The sequence below is a fragment of the Pseudomonas chlororaphis genome (genome assembly GCF_001921865.1).
Taxonomy (GTDB): domain Bacteria; phylum Pseudomonadota; class Gammaproteobacteria; order Pseudomonadales; family Pseudomonadaceae; genus Aquipseudomonas; species Aquipseudomonas chlororaphis_D.
On sequence record NZ_MSCT01000020.1, the window covers coordinates 309,881 to 330,588 of the forward strand.

A 20,708-nucleotide genomic window follows, 5' to 3' on the forward strand; every position below is an offset into this window, starting at 1 on the left:
AAGCGGCTCGGCGACATTTTCTTCAACACGGGAATCCCCATGCAATTGATCTGGCTGCGCAGCGACCTGCGCCTGCACGACAACACCGCGCTCTGCGCCGCGACCCAACGCGGACCGACCGCGGCCGTGTACCTGTTGAGCCCGTTACAGTGGCAAGCGCATGACGATGCTGCGTGCAAAGTCGACTTCTGGCTGCGTAACCTGCAACAGCTGAGCGGCGACCTGGCCCGGCTGAACATCCCGCTGCTGATCCGCGAGGCGCCGAGCTGGGATCAAGCACCGCAGGTCCTGCTCCAGCTCTGCCGGCAACTGGCCGTCGAGGCGCTGCACGTCAATGAGGAATATGGCATTCACGAAAGTCGCCGCGACGCAGCGGTGGCCAGCCTGTTGCAAACCCAGGGCGTGACCTTTCACAGCCATCTCGACCAGTTGCTGTTCCAACCCGGCAGCGTACTGACCAAAAGCGGCGCTTACTTCCAGGTCTTCAGCCAGTTTCGCAAGGTCTGCTACAGCCGGCTGCACACGGCCCTGCCGTCGCGGCTCGCGGCGCCCAGGGCGCAAGCCGCCATCCAGCTCCAGGCCGATGCCGTGCCGCGCCAGGTCGAGGGGTTCCCAACCCCGAGCCCGGCGCTGCAAGCGCTCTGGCCGGCCGGCGAACATGCGGCGCAACAACGCCTGGCGTATTTTGCCGAGGCGCAGCTCGACTACTACCAGGCCGAGCGCGACTTGCCGGCCAGGCCCGGCACCAGCCAGTTGTCGCCCTACCTCGCCGCCGGGGTGTTGTCGCCGCGCCAGTGCTTGCACGCAGCCCTGCAAAGCAATCGCGGCGAGTTCGAAAGCGGCAGCCCGGGCGCCGTCACCTGGATCAACGAACTGCTCTGGCGCGAGTTCTACAAACACATCCTGGTGGGCTACCCACGGGTATCCCGGCACCGCGCGTTCCGCCCGGAAACCGAAGCCGTGCCCTGGCGCGACGCCCCCGACGAACTGGCGGCCTGGCAGCAGGCCCGTACCGGTCTGCCGATCATCGATGCGGCCATGCGCCAATTGCTGGAAACCGGCTGGATGCACAACCGCCTGCGGATGATCGTGGCGATGTTCCTGACCAAGAACCTGCTGATCGACTGGCGCCAGGGCGAGCGCTTCTTCATGCGCCACCTGATCGACGGCGACCTGGCGGCGAACAACGGCGGCTGGCAATGGAGTTCGTCCACCGGCACCGACGCGGCGCCCTACTTTCGCATCTTCAACCCGCTGAGCCAGTCGCAAAGGTTCGACAGCCAGGGAACCTTCATCAAGCACTGGTTGCCGGAGCTGGCGGAGCTCGGCGAAAAGGACATCCACAACCCCGCGGCCATGGGCGGCCTGTTCGGCGTTGCCGGCTACCCGCCGCCGATGGTCGACCTGGCGCTGTCGCGCGAACGCGCCCTGATGGCCTTCAAGAACCTGCCGTCGCGGGAGGCTGCCCAGGGCTACCCGGAATAGGCCGCGGGGCAGCGTCCGTCAGCGGCTTTACACAGCCGGCGCTCGCTGCCTTACACTGCGCGCCTATGACCACTATCCCCGTCACCCAGATCGCCGAAACGGCGGTCACCTGCTCAAGTTGCGCCGCCTGCTGCTGCCAGTTGGAAGTGATGCTGATCACTGAAACCGGTGTGCCCGAGCGCTTTATCGACACCGACGATTGGGGCGGCGAAGTCATGCGGCGCCTGGACGACGGCTGGTGCGCCGCGCTGGATCGCGACAGCATGCTGTGCAGCATCTACGAACAACGTCCGCTGATCTGCCGGGAATTCGAGATGGGAGAAGCGGACTGCCTCAGCGAACGCCGGGGCATCGCCACGGCGTATCGCTGAAGGTGCCTTACAACGGCATGGTGTAGTGCAGGGCGTAGCTCTCGATACCGTCGTTGGGGGTGGCGATACCGGCGTTGGAATAGTGCGTCGCGCGGATACCGACTTCGTGCCCGCCATTGAACCGCAGCCCGAAACCGATACGGTCCTCGAACTGGAAGGCCGAACCGAGCTTGTTGTCCTCCACCTCGGTGTTGGCGAACAGCGCCACGCCGATCCCCGCCTCGATATAAGGCTTGACGTTCTGCCCGGCGAATTCGTACACCAGCACCGGCGAGAACGACAGGCTGTGGTTGCTCGATTTCTTGTCGCCGTCCCAGAAGGTATAGGCGCCACTCCAGTAGCCGGTCAGGCGCCCGACATCACTTTGCAGCCAGCTCTTGTCCCAGTCGAACTGCATGCCCAGGCGATAGGTCTGGGTCGAGTCGCCGGTCTGCCCCACCGAGAACTCGACGCCAGCCGCCTGTGCCGAAAAACTTTGCCCCACCAGCGCGGCCGCAAGCGCGGCCAAACAAAACACTCGTCTCATCAGGAACATCCTTTTTTAACGATTCGTATGGTGTTGTACAGATTCCGCAGACACGTTAGTAGAAATCCGCGTTTAAGCGGAAGTTCAGCATTTCTGCAGTTTTTTATAGGGTGAAGCTTTGTACCGCCCCCGCTTTGTTCCAAAGCAACGGCAGGATATGTCTGAAGTGACACAGATTGCCACTCGTCCAGAATCGGGTCTGTTGCGCAGGCCCGGCAGCCAACAGTTCACGCTCGCCAAGCAGCCGCTCCAGCTGACGGGCCACCGCGGCGCCGGTGTCGATCAAGCTGATGTCCGCGGGGAGCATCGGCTTGAGCAAAGGCTTGAGAAACGGATAGTGGGTACAGCCCAGGATGATGGTGTCGCAACCAGCCGCCAACAGCGGTTCGACGTAGCCCAGCAGCAGTTCGCGCAATGCGGGGCTGTGCAGGTCGCCGGCTTCGATCAGCTCCACCAGGCCCGGGCAAGGCTGGGTAATGACGTGGACATCGGTGGCGAAACGGTCGAGCAAGGCGGCGAACTTGGCGCTCTGCAAGGTCCCGGTGGTGGCCAGCACGCCGACCACGCCGCTGCGAGTGGCGGCAGCCGCCGGCTTGACCGCAGGCTCCATGCCGACAATGGGCCAGTCCGGATAATCCCGCCGCAGTTCGGCGACGCCCGCCACGGTCGCGGTGTTGCAGGCCAGGACCAACGCCTTGGCGCCCTGCTCGCGAAAGAACCCGGCGATCAGGCCGCAACGCTGGCGAATGAATTCGGGGCTTTTCTCGCCGTAGGGAATATTGCCGCAATCGGCCACATACAACAGCGACTCATGGGGCAGGCGCTGCTGGATTTCCGCCAGCACCGACAAACCGCCGACGCCGGAGTCGAAAACGCCGATCGGCGCTTCACGCATGCCGGCCACCGCAGACGCTGCAACCCGGGTCGCGCTTGACTCGCAGCTCGCGAAAACGCGTGCCCAGGGCATCGATCAACAACAGGCGACCCACCAGCGGCTCGCCAAACCCCACCAGCAGTTTCAAGGCCTCGAGGGCCTGCAGGCTGCCCACCAGCCCCACCAGCGGGCCGAGCACGCCAGCCTCGCTGCACGTCAGTTCGGCTTCGCTGCCGTGCCCGTATAAACAGTGGTAACACGGGCTCTCGGGGCGACGCGGGTCGAACACCGACAGCTGCCCCTCCAGACGAATCGCCGCACCGCTGACCAGCGGTTTGCCGGCGACAACGCAGGCGACGTTCACCGCCTCGCGGGTCGAGAAGTTGTCGGTGCAGTCGAGCACCAGGTCCACCGCCGCGACCGCGGCAGCCAGGGAGTCGGCATCCAGCGCGGCGCGATGGGCCACCAGCTGGATCTCGGGATTGATCGAGGACAGCCGGCGCATGGCCGAGTCGACCTTGCTCGCGCCGACGCTGTCGGTGTCATGGATGATCTGGCGTTGCAGGTTGGTCAGGTCGACCGTATCGAAGTCGGCCAGGTGCAGCTCGCCCACTCCGGCGGCGGCCAGGTACAAGGCCACCGGTGCGCCCAGCCCGCCCAGCCCGACGATCAGCACACGGCTGGCTTTGAGCCGCAACTGGCCGTCGATGTCGACATGCTGCAGAAGGATCTGCCGGCTATAGCGCAACAGTTCCTGATCGTTCAGCACGGCAGGCGCCCCAGGCTGATGCGCTCGTGGCCGCCCAAGTCGACGCGACTGTGAACGTCGCCGAACCCCTGGCTCAGCAACAGATCGCGCACGGCCGGCGCCTGGTCGTAACCATGCTCCAGCATCAGCCAGCCGCCAGCCTCAAGGTGCTGCGGCGCCTGGGCGATGATCAGCCGCAGGTCATCCAGCCCGTCCTTGCCCGCCACCAGCGCGCTTTCCGGCTCGAAACGCACATCGCCGGCCGCCAAGTGCGGGTCGGCGGCGGCGATGTACGGCGGGTTGCTGACAATCAGTTGGAAACGCTGGCCTTGCAGGGCGCTGAACCAATGGCTGTTCAGCACCGTGACCGTGTCCAGTTGCAGGCGCTGGCGGTTGCGTTCGGCCAGGGCCACGGCTTCCAGCACCCGGTCGACCGCGGTGACCCGCCACGCCGGGCGCTCGCTGGCCAGGGCCAGGGCAATGGCGCCGCTGCCGGTGCCCAGGTCGAGCACCTTGGCCGGCGTGGCCGGCAGCAACTCCAGCGCGGCTTCCACCAGCAATTCGGTGTCCGGGCGTGGAATCAGGGTATGTGGCGCGACTTCCAGGTCGAGCTTCCAGAAACCCTGCTGGCCGAGGATATAGGCCACCGGCTCACCGGAGCGGCGGCGCAGTAAATACTCGGCAAAGGTCAATGCCGCCTCGCTGGGCACGATCCGCTCGGGCCAGGTGTGCAGGAAACTGCGCGGCTTGCCCAGGGCTGCGGCGAGGAGCAATTCGGCATCCAGGCGGGGCGTCGGCGAATCGGGCAGTTGGGCGGCGCGCAGCAGGCTGGCGATGATGGTCATGTGCTCGACTCTTCCTTTATTCGCCCAGTGCGGCAAGTTGATCGGCCTGATATTCGGCCAGCAACGGCTCGATCACCGCTTCGACGCCACCGGCGAGGATCTCATCAAGGGAGTAAAGGGTCAGGTTGACGCGGTGATCGGTCACTCGGCCCTGGGGAAAGTTGTAGGTGCGGATACGCTCGGAACGGTCGCCCGACCCCACCAGCAGCTTGCGCTCGCTGGCGATCGCGTTGGCCGCGGCGCTGGTCTGCTGGTCGTTGAGCTTGGCCGATAGCCAGGACATCGCGCGCGCGCGGTTCTTGTGCTGGGAACGCTCTTCCTGGCACTCGACCACGATCCCCGACGGAATGTGAGTGATGCGGATCGCCGAGTCGGTCTTGTTGACGTGCTGGCCGCCAGCCCCGGAGGAGCGGTAGGTATCGATGCGCAGGTCCGCCGGGTTGATCTCGATGGCTTCCTGCTCGTCCGGCTCGGGCAACACGGCCACGGTGCAAGCCGAGGTATGGATGCGCCCCTGGGACTCGGTGGCCGGCACCCGCTGTACGCGATGGGCACCGGATTCGAACTTCAGCTTGCCGTAGACATTCTCGCCTTCGACCCGGGCGATGACTTCTTTATAGCCGCCGTGCTCGCCCTCGTTTTCCGAGAGAATCTCCAGCCGCCAGCCGCGCCGTTCGGCGTAGCGCGAATACATGCGGAACAGGTCGCCAGAGAAGATCGCCGCCTCGTCGCCACCAGTGCCGGCGCGAATTTCCAGGAACACGTTGCGCCCGTCGTTCGGGTCCTTGGGCAACAGCATGCGTTGCAGGGTGCCTTCCAGCTCAACCAGTTGCTCCTTGGCTTCGCGGACTTCTTCCACAGCCATTTCCCGCAGGTCCGGGTCGCTGTCCTTGAGCAGCGCCTGGGCGCCCTCGAGGTCGGCCTGGACCTTGAGCACCTGTTTATAGGCCGCGACGATCGGCTCGACTTCCGCGTACTCCTTGGAATAGGCACGGAACTTGGCCTGATCGGAAATGACTTCGCCGTCGCCTAGCAACGCGGTCAGTTCCTCGAAACGATCCTGGAGGACATCCAGCTTATTGAGCAGTGACGCTTTCATTGCGTTTTTTTATCCGAAGAGTCTGTAGCGCCCTCACCGAGGGCAAAGAGTTCCTGGGCCATGGCCAGCGCATCCAGGCGGCCTTCAGCGGTCAGTTTTTTCAACTGGACGCTGGGCGCATGCAGCAATTTGTTGGTCAGGCCGCGAGCCAGTTGCATCAAGACATCTTCGGCGCTGCTACCGTTGGCCAGCATGCGCTGGGCCTTTTGCAGCTCTTCATCGCGCAGGCGCTCGCTCTGCTGACGATACGCCTTGAGCACATCCACCGCAGCCAGCTCGCGCAGGCGCACCATGAAATCCTCGGCGCCGATATTCACCAGCTCTTCCGCCGCCTGCGCCGCGCCCTGGCGGCTCTTGAGGTTTTCGGCGACCACTTCGTGGAGATCGTCGACGGTATAGAGGTAAACGTCGTCCAACTCGCCGACTTCCGGTTCGATATCTCGAGGAACGGCGATATCCACCATGAAAATCGGCTTGTGCTTGCGCAGCTTCAGCGCGCTTTCCACCGCGCCCTTGCCGAGGATCGGCAACTGGCTGGCGGTGGAGCTGATGACGATGTCGCTATGAACCAACTCCTGCGGGATATCCGACAGCAGCACGGCATGGGCTCCAAACTGTTCGGCCAGGGTGCTGGCGCGCTCCAGGGTACGGTTGGCGACCACGATGCGCTTGACCCCCAGGTCATGCAGGTGGCGGGCGACCAGGGTGATGGTCTCGCCGGCGCCGATCAGCAGCGCCTGGCTGCGTTGCAGATCGCTGAAAATCTGTTTCGCCAGGCTCACCGCGGCAAAGGCCACGGAAACCGGGTTCTCGCCGATGGCGGTGTCGGTGCGCACCTGCTTGGCGGCGCTGAAGGTGGCCTGGAACAGCCGCCCGAGCAACGGCCCGACGGTGCCGGCCTCGCGCGCCACGGCGTAAGCGGATTTCATCTGCCCGAGAATCTGCGGTTCGCCCAGCACCAGCGAATCCAGGCCGGAGGCGACCCGCATCATGTGACGAACGGCCGCATCGTCTTCGTGCACATAGGCACTGGCGCGCAGGTCTTCAAGGTTCAGATGGTGGTACTCGGCCAGCCAGCGCAGCACGACATCCGCCGAAAGATGATCCTGTTCTATATAGAGCTCGCTGCGATTGCAGGTGGAGAGGATCGCAGCTTCGCGGCTGTCGGTCAGGCGGCAGAGCTGCTGCAAGGCCTCAACCAACTGCTCAGGGGTAAAGGCCACGCGCTCGCGGACGTCTACTGAAGCAGTCTTGTGGTTAATACCGAGTGCGAGGAAGGCCATTCAAGGTCGCTGATGATGTCGAGAAGCCGACAATTGTCCTACTTCGAAAGATTCAGAACAACTACTGCCGACTATTGTCCCAATAGACTGCCTCTTAACGGCCTCTGTTGGAGCTGGCTTGCTAGCGATGGTCGTTAACGATGATGCGCTCATCCTGCATAAACGCATTGCTCTCAGGTTCTTCGCGAGCACGCTCGCTCCTACACGGTTATGTTTGGTCGAAGGCTTGTGTCATGATGATCCGACCGCAGGTTAGTCGTCCTCTTCCTATATGAATAGATCTTCCGCGTTGCTCCTCGCTTTTGTCTTCCTCAGCGGCTGCCAGGCCTTGGCGCCCGTTTCCCCGGACGGTTCGCCGCCGGTCGAAGACAGCACTCCGGCGCCTGAAAAGCCCAAGGTTTACTCCTCGTTCAGCGAAGACACGGTCTTCAGCCTGCTGAGCGCGGAACTGGCCGGCCAACGCAATCGTTTCGACATTGCCCTGGATAACTACGTCACCCAGGCCATCAACACCCAGGACCCGGGCATCTCCGAACGGGCCTTCCGTATCGCCGAGTACCTGGGCGCCGACCAGGCCGCCCTGGATACCGCGCTGATCTGGGCGAAAAACGCCCCGGACGACCTGGAGGCCCAGCGCGCAGCGGCCATCCAGCTGGCGCGCTCCGGGCGTTATGACGACTCCATGGTCTACATGGAGAAAGTCCTGCAGGGCAAGGGCGATACCCATTTCGACTTCCTCGCTCTGTCGGCCGCCGACACTGACCAGGACACCCGCAACGGGCTGATGAAGGGTTTCGACCGCCTGCTGCAAAAGCACCCGAACAACGGCCAGCTGATCTTCGGCAAGGCGCTGTTGCTGCAACAGGACGGCGACAGCCGCGAAGCGTTGAAACTGCTGGAGCAGAACCCACCGGAAGAAGGCGAGATCGCGCCGATCCTGCTGCGCGCGCGCCTGCTGCAAAGCCTCAACCGCGCCGACGAAGCCCTGCCGCTGCTGGAAAAGAGCATTCGCAAATACCCGGACGACAAACGCCTGCGCCTGACCTACGCGCGCATGCTGGTCGAACAGGACCGCATGGACGATGCCAAGGCCCAGTTCTCCAGCCTGGTGCAGCAGTATCCGGAAGACGACGAACTGCGTTACTCCCTGGCGTTGGTCTGCCTGGAAGCCAAGGACTGGGAAGAGGCCAAGGGCTACCTGGAAGACCTGATCGCCCGGGAAAGCCACGTCGACTCGGCGCACCTGAACCTGGGCCGCATCGCCGAAGAGCTCAATGACCCGCAAGGCGCTCTGGTCGAGTACGGCCAGGTCGGCCCGGGCAACGACTACCTGCCGGCACAGCTGCGCCAGGCCGACATCCTGATGAACAACGGGCGTACCGGCGAAGCCGAAAAACGCCTGGCCGCGGCCCGCGACGCCCAGCCGGACTACGCCATCCAGCTGTACCTGATCGAAGCCGAAACCCTGTCCGCCAACAAGCAGGGCGACAGGGCCTGGAAGATTCTCCAGCAAGCCCTGCAGCAGTATCCGGACGAGGTGAACCTGCTCTACACCCGTGCCATGCAGGCCGAGAAGCGCAACGACCTGGCCCAGATGGAGAAGGACCTGCGCCTGATCATCAAGCGTGAGCCGGACAACGCCATGGCGCTGAACGCCCTCGGCTACACCCTGTCGGACCGCACCACACGCTATGCCGAAGCCAAGGCCCTGATCGAACAGGCCCACCAGTTGACCCCGGACGATCCGGCGGTCCTCGACAGCCTCGGCTGGGTGAACTATCGCCTGGGCAACCTTGCGGAAGCCGAACGCCTGCTGCGCCAGGCCCTGGAACGCTTCCCCGACCAGGAAGTCGCCGCGCACCTGGGCGAAGTACTCTGGGCCAGCGGCAAGCAACGCGAAGCCAAACAGATCTGGAGCAAGTTCCTCAAGGACCAGCCCGACAGCCCCATCCTGCGCAGCACCATCAAGCGCCTGACCGGATCAGAGACTCTTTAAGACCATGTTTTTGCGCCACCTTATCGTTTTCAGCTTTATCGCCCTGCTCGCCGGCTGCTCGGGTTTCGGTACCCGCGAATCCGTCGAGGGCCACGGCAGCCCCGCGCTATGGCGCGAACACAAACAGCAATTGACCAGCCTCGACGGCTGGCAGATCAACGGCAAGATCGGCATCCGCGCGCCCAAGGACTCCGGCAGCGGCACGCTGTTCTGGCTGCAACGCCAGGACTATTACGACATCCGTCTGTCCGGCCCGCTGGGTCGCGGCGCCGCCCGCCTGACCGGCCGCCCCGGACAGGTCGCGCTGGAAGTCGCCAACCAGGGCCGTTACGAAGCGCCGACCCCGGAAGCCTTGCTCGAAGAACAATTGGGCTGGAATCTGCCGGTCTCCCATCTGGCCTGGTGGGTTCGCGGGCTGCCCGCCCCGGACAGCAAGAGCCGCCTGACCCTGGACAGCGATAGCCGCCTGTCCAGCCTGGAACAGGACAATTGGCAGGTGGAGTACCTGAGTTATGCCCAGCAGAACGGCTATTGGCTGCCCGAGCGGATCAAGCTGCATGGCCGCGACCTTGACGTCACGCTGGTGATCAAGGAATGGCAACCACGCAAGCTGGGGCAATGACCATGAGCGCGCCACGCCTGACCCTGCCCTCCCCGGCCAAACTCAACCTGATGCTGCATATCCTCGGTCGCCGCGAAGACGGCTACCACGAACTGCAGACACTGTTTCAGTTTCTCGATTACGGCGATGAAATCACTTTCGCCGTTCGCGACGACGGCATTGTTCGCCTGCACACGGAATTCCCTGGTGTTCCTCACGACAGCAACCTGATCGTGCGCGCGGCGAAAAAACTCCAGGAACAATCAGCCTGCCCGCTGGGCATCGACATCTGGATCGACAAGGTCCTGCCCATGGGGGGCGGTATTGGCGGCGGCAGCTCGAACGCGGCCACTACCCTGCTGGGCCTGAACCACCTCTGGCAACTGGGCTGGGACGAAGACCAACTGGCCGCGCTGGGCTTGTCGCTGGGCGCCGACGTCCCGGTTTTCGTGCGCGGGCATGCGGCTTTCGCCGAGGGCGTGGGAGAGAAACTCACCCCGGTAGACCCCGAGGAGCCCTGGTATCTCGTGCTGGTGCCGCAAGTCTCTGTAAGTACAGCAGAAATTTTTTCGGATCCGCTGTTGACACGTGACACCGCGCCCATTAAAGTGCGCCCCGTTCCCAAGGGAAACAGCAGAAACGACTGCCTTCCGGTAGTCGCAAGGCGTTATCCAGAAGTACGTAACGCATTGAATTTGCTAGGTAATTTTACCGAAGCAAAACTGACTGGAACTGGAAGTTGTGTGTTTGGGGGCTTCCCAAGCAAAGCTGAAGCTGATAAAGTCTCGGCCCTTCTTACAGAGACCCTTACAGGGTTTGTAGCAAAAGGAAGCAACGTTTCGATGTTGCATCGCAAGCTGCAAAGTCTGCTCTAAAGGAACCAAGTGCCAGGCACTTGATGCAACAGATACAGGGGCGTCGCCAAGCGGTAAGGCAGCAGGTTTTGATCCTGCCATGCGTTGGTTCGAATCCAGCCGCCCCTGCCATTTTCCTATACTCATCCAGGTATACCCTCAGCCTTCAGGTACTGCGCGTGTCCAAGATGATGGTCTTTACGGGGAACGCTAACCCCGATCTGGCTCGGCGTGTCGTACGTCAGCTGCATATCCCTCTCGGTGACATTTCTGTCGGAAAATTTTCCGACGGCGAGATTACCGCTGAGATCAATGAAAATGTCCGCGGTAAAGACGTCTTCATTATTCAGCCGACTTGCGCTCCGACCAACGATAACCTGATGGAACTCGTCGTGATGGCTGATGCCTTCCGCCGCTCCTCAGCGACTCGAATCACTGCTGTAATTCCTTATTTTGGTTATGCCCGTCAGGATCGCCGTCCGCGTTCCGCACGTGTGGCTATCAGCGCGAAAGTCGTGGCTGACATGCTTACCGTAGTCGGCATCGACCGTGTTCTCACGGTTGATCTGCATGCTGACCAGATTCAGGGCTTCTTCGATATTCCGGTAGATAACATCTACGGCTCCCCGGTTCTGGTGGATGACATCGAAGACCAACGTTTCGAAAACCTGATGATCGTGTCCCCGGACATTGGCGGCGTCGTGCGTGCACGTGCCGTGGCCAAGTCCCTGGGCGTGGACCTCGGGATCATCGACAAGCGCCGTGAGAAAGCCAATCACTCCGAAGTGATGCATATCATCGGTGACGTTGAAGGCCGCACCTGCATTCTGGTCGATGACATGGTCGATACCGCCGGCACCCTGTGCCACGCGGCCAAGGCCCTGAAAGAGCATGGCGCAGCCAAGGTCTTCGCCTACTGCACACACCCTGTGCTGTCGGGTCGGGCCATCGAGAACATTGAAAATTCCGTGCTGGACGAGCTGGTGGTGACCAACACCATCCCGCTGTCCGCTGCAGCACAAGCCTGTGCGCGTATCCGTCAACTGGATATCGCACCGGTTGTTGCCGAAGCGGTTCGCCGCATCAGCAACGAAGAATCGATCAGCGCGATGTTCCGTTAAGGGCCCTGCCCTTCTCGAAATGTCTCGTTGACGAAAAGCGCCCCGCCCCGGCATTCCTGTCGGGGCGGGGCTTTTTTGCCCATGCCGTGTTTGGCGCTGGTCGCAAACGCCACGCGGTAATGGCTATTTTGGAGATGCAAAATGACTGAATTTACTCTGAACGCTCAAGCGCGTACTGACCTGGGGAAAGGTGCGAGCCGCCGCCTGCGTCACGCGCTGAACATCCCTGCCGTTGTCTACGGTGGTAACAAGCCTGCCGAATCCGTGACCATCCTGGCCAAGGAAATCGCCAAGCTGTTCGAAAACGAAGCGGCCTACAGCCACGTTATCGAGCTGAACGTCGACGGCACCAAGCAGAACGTCATCGTTAAAGCCATGCAACGTCACCCAGCCAAGCAGTTCATCATGCACGCTGACTTCGTGCGCGTTGTCGCTGGCCAGAAACTGACCGCCAAGGTACCGGTTCACTTCATCAACGAAGAAGCCGCAGTCAAGAAAGGCGGCGAGATCTCCCACGTGATCTCGGAAATCGAAGTTTCCTGCCTGCCGAAAGACCTGCCTGAGTTCATCGAAGTCGACCTGGGCGACGCTGAAATCGGCACCATCGTTCACCTGTCGAACATCAAGGCCCCTAAAGGCGTTGAGTTCGTTGCTCTGGCTCACGGTAACGACCTGGCTGTCGCCAACGTTCACGCTCCACGTGTTGCTCCAGAAGCTGCTGAAGGCGCTGCAGAGTAATTCACTCTGCTTGCCGGAGTTGACGGAAACATCGCGGACTGGAACGTAGCGAGAAAGCGGGCGGGAACGCGGAGTTTACATCATGGTAAATGAGCACTTGTCGTCCACTTTCGCCGCACATTCCAGCCGCGGCGATGTTATCCACAACTCCAAGGAAGGGCCCCTATCGTGACTGCCATCAAACTGATCGTTGGCCTGGGTAATCCAGGCGCCGAATACGAACAGACCCGGCATAACGCAGGGGCCCTTTTTGTTGAGCGCGTCGCCGACAAACAAGGCGTCAGCCTTGTCGCCGATCGCAAGTATTTCGGCCTGACCGGGCGCTTCTCGCACCAGGGTCAGGACATTCGTCTGCTGATCCCCACCACCTACATGAACCGCAGCGGCCAGGCCGTGGCGGCATTGGCCGGTTTCTTCCGCATCAAGCCCGAAGAAATCCTGGTGGCGCACGACGAACTCGACCTGCCACCCGGCGTCGCCAAGCTCAAGACCGGCGGCGGGCATGGCGGTCATAACGGGTTGCGCGACATCATCGCGCAACTGGGCAACCAGAATACCTTTCACCGCTTGCGGCTTGGCATCGGCCACCCAGGCGTCGCCAGTATGGTGTCGAACTTTGTCCTGGGCCGCGCGCCACGCGCCGAACAGGAAAAACTCGATGCCAGCATCGATTTTGCCCTCGGCGTGCTGCCGGATATCTTCGCCGGGGAATGGAACCGCGCGATGAAAAACCTGCACAGCCAGAAGGCCTGACTCTTACCCGAGGGGAAACACCATGGGATTCAACTGCGGCATCGTCGGCCTGCCTAACGTCGGCAAGTCCACCCTGTTCAACGCCCTGACCAAATCCGGTATCGCGGCCGAGAACTTCCCCTTCTGCACCATCGAGCCGAACAGCGGGATCGTGCCGATGCCGGATACGCGCCTGGATGCCCTGGCCGCCATCGTCAACCCGAAGCGGATCCTGCCGACCACCATGGAGTTCGTCGACATCGCCGGCCTGGTAGCCGGTGCCTCGAAAGGTGAAGGTCTGGGCAACAAGTTCCTGGCCAACATCCGCGAAACCGATGCCATCGCCCACGTGGTCCGCTGCTTCGAAGACGAGAACGTGATTCACGTCTCCAACAGCGTCGACCCGAAACGCGACATCGAAATCATCGACCTGGAACTGATCTTCGCCGACCTCGACAGCTGCGAGAAACAACTGCAGAAAGTCGCGCGCAACGCCAAGGGCGGCGACAAGGACGCAGTGGTCCAGAAAGGCCTGCTGGAACAGTTGATCGCACACTTCACCGAAGGCAAGCCTGCGCGCAGCCTGATGAAGAACATGAGCGCCGACGAAAAAGCGGTGATCAAGGGCTTCCACCTGCTGACCACCAAGCCGGTGATGTACATCGCCAACGTCGCTGAAGACGGTTTCGAAAACAACCCGCACCTGGACGTGGTCAAGGCCATCGCCGAAGAAGAAGGCGCCGTGGTCGTGCCGGTCTGCAACAAGATCGAAGCGGAAATCGCCGAACTGGAAGACGGCGAAGAGAAAGACATGTTCCTCGAAGCCCTGGGCCTCGAAGAGCCTGGCCTGAACCGCGTGATCCGCGCCGGCTACGAAATGCTGCACCTGCAGACCTACTTCACCGCCGGCGTCGAAGAAGTCCGCGCCTGGACCGTCCGCGTCGGTGCCACCGCACCACAAGCCGCTGGCGTTATCCACACCGACTTCGAAAAAGGCTTCATCCGCGCCGAAGTGATCGCCTACAGCGACTTCATCCAGTTCAAGGGTGAGGCCGGTGCCAAGGAAGCCGGCAAATGGCGCCTGGAAGGCAAGGACTACGTCGTCAAGGACGGCGACGTGATGCACTTCCGCTTCAACGTCTGACCCGCCCCGGCACAACCGACTCCCGCTGGCGTGAGGCGACCTTTCGGTCCTCAAGCCAGCGGATTCGTCGATGGAGCTCCTGGCCCCGGCAGCCAACTCCTGATTCAAAGCCCCACTCGCTTGCCTACCGGCGTCCACCGGCGGCGTCCCATGTCCGTTATCGGGCAGCTTCCTCCCTTGCAACGCTGACGCCGAGAGCCTCGGACAGCCCATCGCAGACATCAGGATGGCCCGCCAAACCGCCAACGCCGACAGACATTTGCAACCGTTGCGCTTAGCTCTATGCTCTCGCTACATGCAGCCTACGGACAGGGAAACGCCACCGATGCACAAGAAAATCATCCTCGCCGACGACCACCTGCTGACGCTGATCGGTATCCGCACCACGCTCGGCGCCGACCCTTCGTTGCAAGTGGTTGGCGAGGCCCAGGATGTCGAAGGACTGTTCCAGCTTCTGGCCGAACAACCCTGCGACCTGGTCATCACCGACCTGATGATGCCCCACAGCCAACAGGCCGATGGCATCCGCCTGGTCGAGCAATTGCGCCGGCGTTATCCGCGCGTTGCGGTCATCGTGGTGACCATGCTCAACAACCCGGCACTGCTCGCCTCGATCCTCAAACTGGGCGTCCAGGGGCTGATCAGCAAGCGCGGGGTACAAGGCGACCTGCAACTGGCGATTCGCGCGAGCCGGACCAAACCCTTTGTCTCGCCGTCCATCCATCACCTGCTCAACCCCGAGCAACCCATGGTCCAGGCCGAACAGTTGTCTCCGCGCGAAGTCGAGGTGTTGCGCCTGTACGGCGCGGGGCTGTCGGTGAATGAAATTGCCCTGAACCTCAATCGCTCCAAACAGACCATCAGCAGCCAGAAAAGCAGCGCCATGCGCAAGCTGGGCCTGGATAACAACGCCAGCCTCTATCTGTATATCCAGGAAGTCGGCCTGACTTGAGAACGCCAAACCACCATGCCTAACACGAACCTGCCGCGGCTGGTTCTCTGGGTCGCGCTCTTGCTGGCCGGCATCGCGCCCCTGGCCAGCGCCGAACCGGAACCCGCCCCCAGGACCCTGTCGCTGGCCACGCTGGCGGCCATGCGCCAGACACTGCCTGCGCGCCCGCTGCGCGTGGCCCAGGTGAGCGCTTCCAACGAGCAGTCGCAGCCCCGCGGCAACGACGTGATGAACCAGATCACCAACGAATACCTGGAACACATCAGCCAGTTTCTCGAACTACCGATCCAGCGCGTACCCTACCCGACGGTGGACAGCGCCATCGCCGCCCTGAGCGCCGGCGAGATCGACCTGATGCCCCGCGCCACCGAGTACGAAAGCCAGCAACCGGGGTTCGTCTACAGCGCCCCCTACCTGGACAACGAGCCGATCATCGTCGGCCGTATCGCCGACAAGGACCTGCCTCCGGACCTGGCGGGCAGTCGCGTGCTGGTGCCGGCCTTCTATGTGCAAAAGACCACGTTCAGCCAGGCTTATCCCAAAGCGCAACTGATCGAGATCAAAAGCATCGTCGAGGGCTTGCAGCAGTTGTCCGAAGGCAAGGCCGACGCCCTGGTCGGCGATCAGTTGCGCACCAACTTCTATATGCGCAGCCTGTCCAACCTCAAGCTGCAGAACAAATACGTGGCCAACCTGCCGGCCATGGGTTTCAGCTTCGTCGCGCGCGCCCATGAGGAAAACCTGACGACGCTGATCAACGTCGCGCTCAAGAGCGTTTCCCGGGAGCGCCGGCAGGAGATCCTGCAACACTGGGAGCACTCGCCCTGGCTGTTCGCGCCAACCGATTCCTATGCCCTGAACAACGCTGAAGACAGTTGGCTGAAGCACCTCCCATCGCTGAACCTGATCGCCCGCGAAATCCCCAATTACCTGTATCGCAAAGCCGACGGCCAATGGGCCGGGCTGGTGTTCAACGTGCTGCGCAGCCTGGCCGACGACTATCAGTTGCAGTTGAACATCCTCGATAGCCAGTCGCCGGACATCGACCAGCAACGCCTGAACGATGGCGAAGCGCAAATCGCCCTGTCGCAGAGCGCCACCCCGGCCCTGGACAAGGGCCTGCTGTTCAGCGACGGCTTCGGTACCGAGTACTGGGCGTTCATCACCCGCGACGATGCCAGCTCTCCCAGTTCGCTGGCGGCCCTGAGCGGCCGGCGCCTGGCGCTACCGGCCAGGCACCCTTTGCAATCGTTGCTGGAGAGCCGCTACCCGAGCATCGAACTGGTCCTCACCGACCACTACAACCAGGCCGTGCAACTGGTCGAACAGGGCCTGGTCGACGCCACCCTGAACAGCGCCGCCGATGCCCAGCTACTGGATACCCCGGGGCTGCGGGCCGGCAAACAGTTCCAGGCCCAGCCCGAACCCCTGGTGTTCGCCGTCTCGACCCAGCACCCCGAGCTCCTGAGCATCCTCAACAAACTCCTGTACTCACTGAAAGACTCCGGCGGCAACCAGGATCGCATCAGTATCCTGGCGCGGCCGACCGATAAAGGCTCGTTCTGGGACTATCTGCCGAGCTGGGTATGGCAGACCGCGGCACTGGTCCTGGTGCTGGTGATGCTGTCCCTGCACTGGAACTGGCGCCTGCGCATCCAGGTGCGCAAACGCCGCGCCGCGCAGAACCAACTCAAGGACCAGCTGGCCTTCCAGTTCGCCCTGCTCAACGGCTTGCCCATTCCCCTGTATGTGCGCGACCTGCAAGGCCGGCTGAGCACCTGCAACCATGCCTATGAGCAGTTCTTCGGGCGGACCCTCGACGACATCCGCGGCACCACGCCACAGGAGCAAGGCATCGCCCCGCTCACCCTGGCCCTGGAGCTGGAGGAGCAACACCAGCGCCTGCTGGACAAGCGTCAGTCGCAGTTCCTCGACAGCGTGATCGAGGTCGACGGCCAAGACCACCATATCTACCAATGGCTGGTGCCTTTCTATACCGCGCTGGGCAAACAGCAGGGCCTGCTGGGCGGCTGGATCGACATCAGCGTGCGCAAGCACCTGGAACTCAAACTGCTCGAGGCCCAGCAACAGGCCCTGGATGCCAGCGCCGCGAAGAGCCAGTTTCTCGCGACCATGAGCCACGAGCTGCGCACGCCGCTCAACGCCATGGTCGGCCTGCTGGAGCTGGAAACCAGCGGCGCCCTGTCGCCATCGCAGAACCTGCGCATCGCCCAGCAGTCGGCGAAATCGATGATCGACCTGATCGGCAATATCCTCGATCTGGACAAGGCCGAAACCGGCCAGATGGAACTGGTGCCCAGCCCCACCGCACTCGACCAGCTCCTGGAAAACTGCCTCGAACTGTTCGCCGTGCAAGCCCGGGAAAAGCACCTGCAGCTGAAACTGGAACACCGCCTGGACCCGCAGCGGCGCTACCGGGTGGATGCCATGCGCCTGACGCAGATCCTCCACAACCTGCTGTCCAACGCCCTGAAATTCACCGCACAGGGGCAGGTCGAAGTCAAAGTCCAGGAGCTGGACTCGGCCCCCCATCTGAGCCGGCTGATGTTCCACGTCAGCGACACCGGCGTCGGCATCGCCGAAGACCTCCAGCCGCAGATCTTCGCGCCCTACCAGCAAGCCCATGCCGGGGTCGCCCATCTGCATGGCGGCTCGGGCCTGGGCCTGAGCATCTGCAAGCAACTGGTGGAACTCATGGGCGGCAGCATCCGCCTGGCCAGTACCCCGGGCCTGGGTTGCCAGGTCAGCTTCGAGCTGCTCCTGCCCTGGCAACCGGCCGGGGAGCAACCGCCGCCGGCGTCTGAAAACGAAGCCGGCAGCGCCGCGCTGAACGTGCTGATCGTCGACGACGTCTCCACCAACGGCCTGGTGCTCGAACAGCAGTTGCTCAGGCTCGGCCATCGCGGCACCTACGTCTGCAGCGGCGAGGCGGCCTTGCAGGCCTGGGAACAGGGCCGTTTCGACGTGTTGATCACCGACTGCAACATGCCGGGCATGGACGGCTACACCCTGGTGCGCCAGGTACGGGCCACGGAACAGACGCGCGGCTTGCAGCGCCTGCCGATCATTGGCTACACCGCCCGGGCACTGGCCGACGAAAGACAACGCTGCCTGGCGGCCGGCATGGACGACTTGATGATCAAGCCCATCGTCCTCGACCGCCTGCGGGAGATCCTCGCCGGCCTGCCCGCTCGCGCACCGCGACCAGAATCCTCGGATGCCCCGGTATTCGATCTCTCGCGGCTGGCCGGCGCGCAGCATGACCCGCACCTCAAGGCCCGCCTGTTCCAGGAGCTGCGCTCGAACCTGGAGCAGGAACTCGACCTGCTGCGCACGCCGCTGCCGGCCGACGCGCAAGCCATCGACCAGTGGGTCCACCGCGTCAGCGGTCTGGCCTGCATCATCGACTCCCCGCCACTGATGCGCGCCTGCGTCAATCTGGAACGCGCCGCCCACCAGGACATCCACCAGCTGGAAGCCCAGCGCGCAGAGTTGCAAAACGTCATCGAACGGATGCTGCGCGAAATCGAACGCCACGCCTGAGCCGCCTCCGGTGGCTCTACCCTCCTCCCCGTAACAGCCTCAACGCCCCCTCGCAACGCCCTGCAACATCTTGTGTCATTCCCCCTCCGCCCCTTTCGTACTCGTCCCATACAAGCCCATGACCCTGCTCGGCATCCTAAGCGCCCTTCGGTACCGGGCGCCCTGGATATGCTTGGAACACCCGGCATCGAAGTCTTCAATAACTCTTAAAAAAGGTGATTCGATGCTTCATAACATCCGCGCCAACGCCATGCGCAAGCTGCCGCTGGCCATTACCCTCGGCCTGGCCTCCCTGGCCACCCAACAAGCCTTCGCCCACGGTTACGTCGAAAGTCCGAAGTCCCGTGCCTACATGTGCAACTCCGCCGGTGGCAGCCTCAACGCCAATTGCGGCGCCGTCACGTACGAGCCACAAAGTGTCGAGTACTCGCCTTCGGTCGCCCACCACTACCCGAAGGACTACTGCGCGGGTGACTTCACCCAGTGCGGCCCGGCCAACGGCACCATCCCGGCCGGCGGTATCACCAGCTTCTCCCAGCTCAACGAGCAGACCGCTACCCGCTGGCAGAAAACCACCATCAAGCCGGGCATGAATGAATTCACCTGGCACTACAAGGCCGGCCACTCCAGCGCCTACTACCAGTTCTACATCACCAAGAAAGACTGGAACCCGAACCAGCCGCTGACCCGCGACTCCTTCGAGCTCAAGCCACTGCTCGATGAAAAGGCCAACGGCGTGAACCCAGGTTCTGGCGGCAGGACCAAGCACAAGGTCAACATCCCGGCCGACCGCAGCGGTTACCACGTGATCCTGGCAACCTGGAAAATCGCCGACACCGCGGCGACCTTCTACCAGGCCATCGACGTGAACATCGACAACGATGGCGCGCCGGTTCCCGACTGGAAAATCCTCGGCGCGGTACAGCCTGAAGAGCTGCGTGTCGGCGACAAGGTCAAGACCCGTGTGTTCACCAACGCCGGCGAGCAGCAGAACCGCCAGACCGTGCTGAACATCGAGACCGCGGACCAGGCCAAAGCCAACAACTGGCCGTTCCTGCTGGCGCAGAAAGTCAACAAGGCCAATGCCGGCTACCTCATGGGCGAGCTCAACGCCAATAACGAAATCGTGCCTAACTACGGCAAGAACACCATGTACGCCAAGAAGGGCAGCGACGTGGTGAACGTGGAAATCCAGAAAGACCAGCCGAGCATCCCGGGCGAGCTGAAGATTTCCGGCCTGCAAGCCGAGTACACCCTGAAGGACGGCGCAACCGACCTGCACTTCAACGCGATCGCCCAGGGCGGCAAGTACACCGTCAGCTCGACCGTGTTCAACGGCAAGAACGAAAGCATCGCCCACGTGCAAGCCGAGCCTGGCAACAACGCACCGCACTTCTCCATCCCGCTGCGCAATGTCAGCGAAGGTGAGTACGACGTAGTGGTCGTGGCCAAGCCGGAGAAAGGCGAGCAACTGCAACAAAGCCAGCGCATCACCCTGAAAGCCGAAGAAGTGGGCGGCGGTAACGGCGACTACGACTTCGTCTTCCCTAAAGGCCTGAGCAGCTACAAGGCCGGGACCAAGGTCCTGGGCAAAGACGGCAAGGTCTATGAGTGCAAGCCGTTCCCGTACAGCGGCTACTGCATCCAGTGGAACGCAGGTGCGACTCACTATGAGCCTGGCACCGGCAGCAACTGGAAGGACGCCTGGATTCGCAAGTAATCCATAACCTGACCAACCGCAACGCGATGCCTCGGCAGCGCGTTGCGGACTCCGG

18 protein-coding genes and 1 tRNA gene are annotated in these 20,708 nt (G+C 62.6%); 13 read left to right on the forward strand and 6 right to left on the reverse strand.

Annotated features, from left to right (window positions below; translation table 11 throughout):
- The first annotated feature begins 39 nt into the window (after positions 1-39).
- Both phrB and BTN82_RS24440 read left to right on the forward strand, forming a co-directional pair.
- Positions 40-1,485 (forward strand): deoxyribodipyrimidine photo-lyase, encoded by a 1,446-nt coding sequence (gene phrB / locus BTN82_RS24435; RefSeq protein ID WP_075121643.1) that lies wholly within the window; start codon positions 40-42, stop codon positions 1,483-1,485.
- Positions 1,486-1,550: 65 nt separating this feature from the next.
- Entirely contained in the window at positions 1,551-1,856 is a 306-nt protein-coding gene (locus BTN82_RS24440; RefSeq protein WP_075121644.1) for a YkgJ family cysteine cluster protein, read from the forward strand.
- A 7-nt stretch (positions 1,857-1,863) separates the two neighbouring features.
- Here the strand turns inward: BTN82_RS24440 and BTN82_RS24445 are convergent, their stop codons facing one another.
- The 6 genes from BTN82_RS24445 to hemA all read right to left on the reverse strand — a co-directional run bounded on the left by BTN82_RS24445 (position 1,864) and on the right by hemA (position 7,231).
- On the reverse strand, positions 1,864-2,382 hold the full coding sequence (locus BTN82_RS24445; RefSeq protein ID WP_075121645.1) for an acyloxyacyl hydrolase: 519 nt from the start codon (positions 2,380-2,382) through the stop codon (positions 1,864-1,866).
- A gap of 103 nt (positions 2,383-2,485) precedes the next feature.
- Complete coding sequence (murI, locus tag BTN82_RS24450) at positions 2,486-3,277, reverse strand: glutamate racemase (RefSeq protein WP_075121646.1); 792 nt, start codon at positions 3,275-3,277, stop codon at positions 2,486-2,488.
- Positions 3,270-4,025, reverse strand: coding sequence for a molybdopterin-synthase adenylyltransferase MoeB (locus BTN82_RS24455; protein WP_075121647.1), 756 nt, complete (start codon positions 4,023-4,025; stop codon positions 3,270-3,272). The genes murI and BTN82_RS24455 overlap by 8 nt, the downstream gene beginning before the upstream one ends.
- Positions 4,019-4,849 (reverse strand): peptide chain release factor N(5)-glutamine methyltransferase, encoded by an 831-nt coding sequence (prmC, locus tag BTN82_RS24460; protein ID WP_075121648.1) that lies wholly within the window; start codon positions 4,847-4,849, stop codon positions 4,019-4,021. Before prmC ends, BTN82_RS24455 begins: the two co-directional genes overlap by 7 nt.
- A gap of 16 nt (positions 4,850-4,865) precedes the next feature.
- On the reverse strand, positions 4,866-5,948 hold the full coding sequence (prfA, locus tag BTN82_RS24465) for a peptide chain release factor 1 (protein ID WP_075121649.1): 1,083 nt from the start codon (positions 5,946-5,948) through the stop codon (positions 4,866-4,868).
- Positions 5,945-7,231: a glutamyl-tRNA reductase gene (hemA, locus tag BTN82_RS24470; RefSeq protein WP_075121650.1), complete on the reverse strand. Its 1,287-nt coding sequence runs from the start codon at positions 7,229-7,231 to the stop codon at positions 5,945-5,947. Before hemA ends, prfA begins: the two co-directional genes overlap by 4 nt.
- Positions 7,232-7,502: 271 nt before the next feature.
- Here hemA and BTN82_RS24475 point away from each other — a divergent pair, with 271 nt between their 5' ends.
- The 11 genes from BTN82_RS24475 to gbpA all read left to right on the forward strand — a co-directional run bounded on the left by BTN82_RS24475 (position 7,503) and on the right by gbpA (position 20,653).
- Positions 7,503-9,227 (forward strand): tetratricopeptide repeat protein, encoded by a 1,725-nt coding sequence (locus tag BTN82_RS24475; RefSeq protein WP_075121651.1) that lies wholly within the window; start codon positions 7,503-7,505, stop codon positions 9,225-9,227.
- 4 nt (positions 9,228-9,231) lie between these two features.
- On the forward strand, positions 9,232-9,849 hold the full coding sequence (gene lolB / locus BTN82_RS24480; RefSeq protein ID WP_075121652.1) for a lipoprotein insertase outer membrane protein LolB: 618 nt from the start codon (positions 9,232-9,234) through the stop codon (positions 9,847-9,849).
- Between the two features lie 2 nt (positions 9,850-9,851).
- Complete coding sequence (gene ispE, locus BTN82_RS24485) at positions 9,852-10,703, forward strand: 4-(cytidine 5'-diphospho)-2-C-methyl-D-erythritol kinase (protein ID WP_075122010.1); 852 nt, start codon at positions 9,852-9,854, stop codon at positions 10,701-10,703.
- 36 nt (positions 10,704-10,739) lie between these two features.
- Positions 10,740-10,814, forward strand: a tRNA-Gln gene (locus BTN82_RS24490).
- Positions 10,815-10,861: 47 nt separating this feature from the next.
- Entirely contained in the window at positions 10,862-11,803 is a 942-nt protein-coding gene (locus tag BTN82_RS24495) for a ribose-phosphate pyrophosphokinase (RefSeq protein ID WP_003171603.1), read from the forward strand.
- 141 nt (positions 11,804-11,944) lie between these two features.
- Positions 11,945-12,541, forward strand: coding sequence for a 50S ribosomal protein L25/general stress protein Ctc (locus BTN82_RS24500; protein ID WP_075121653.1), 597 nt, complete (start codon positions 11,945-11,947; stop codon positions 12,539-12,541).
- A 168-nt stretch (positions 12,542-12,709) separates the two neighbouring features.
- Positions 12,710-13,294 (forward strand): aminoacyl-tRNA hydrolase, encoded by a 585-nt coding sequence (gene pth, locus BTN82_RS24505; RefSeq protein WP_075121654.1) that lies wholly within the window; start codon positions 12,710-12,712, stop codon positions 13,292-13,294.
- Between the two features lie 22 nt (positions 13,295-13,316).
- The gene (ychF, locus tag BTN82_RS24510) at positions 13,317-14,417 is read left to right on the forward strand and encodes a redox-regulated ATPase YchF (RefSeq protein WP_075121655.1); all 1,101 of its coding nucleotides are present in this window, start codon (positions 13,317-13,319) and stop codon (positions 14,415-14,417) included.
- A gap of 325 nt (positions 14,418-14,742) precedes the next feature.
- Positions 14,743-15,369 (forward strand): response regulator, encoded by a 627-nt coding sequence (locus tag BTN82_RS24515; protein WP_075121656.1) that lies wholly within the window; start codon positions 14,743-14,745, stop codon positions 15,367-15,369.
- Between the two features lie 15 nt (positions 15,370-15,384).
- Complete coding sequence (locus BTN82_RS24520; protein WP_075121657.1) at positions 15,385-18,933, forward strand: ATP-binding protein; 3,549 nt, start codon at positions 15,385-15,387, stop codon at positions 18,931-18,933.
- Between the two features lie 223 nt (positions 18,934-19,156).
- Positions 19,157-20,653 carry an N-acetylglucosamine-binding protein GbpA gene (gene gbpA, locus BTN82_RS24525; protein WP_075121658.1) on the forward strand — a complete coding sequence of 499 codons (1,497 nt, stop codon included), beginning with the start codon at positions 19,157-19,159 and terminating at the stop codon, positions 20,651-20,653.
- Positions 20,654-20,708: the final 55 nt, after the last annotated feature.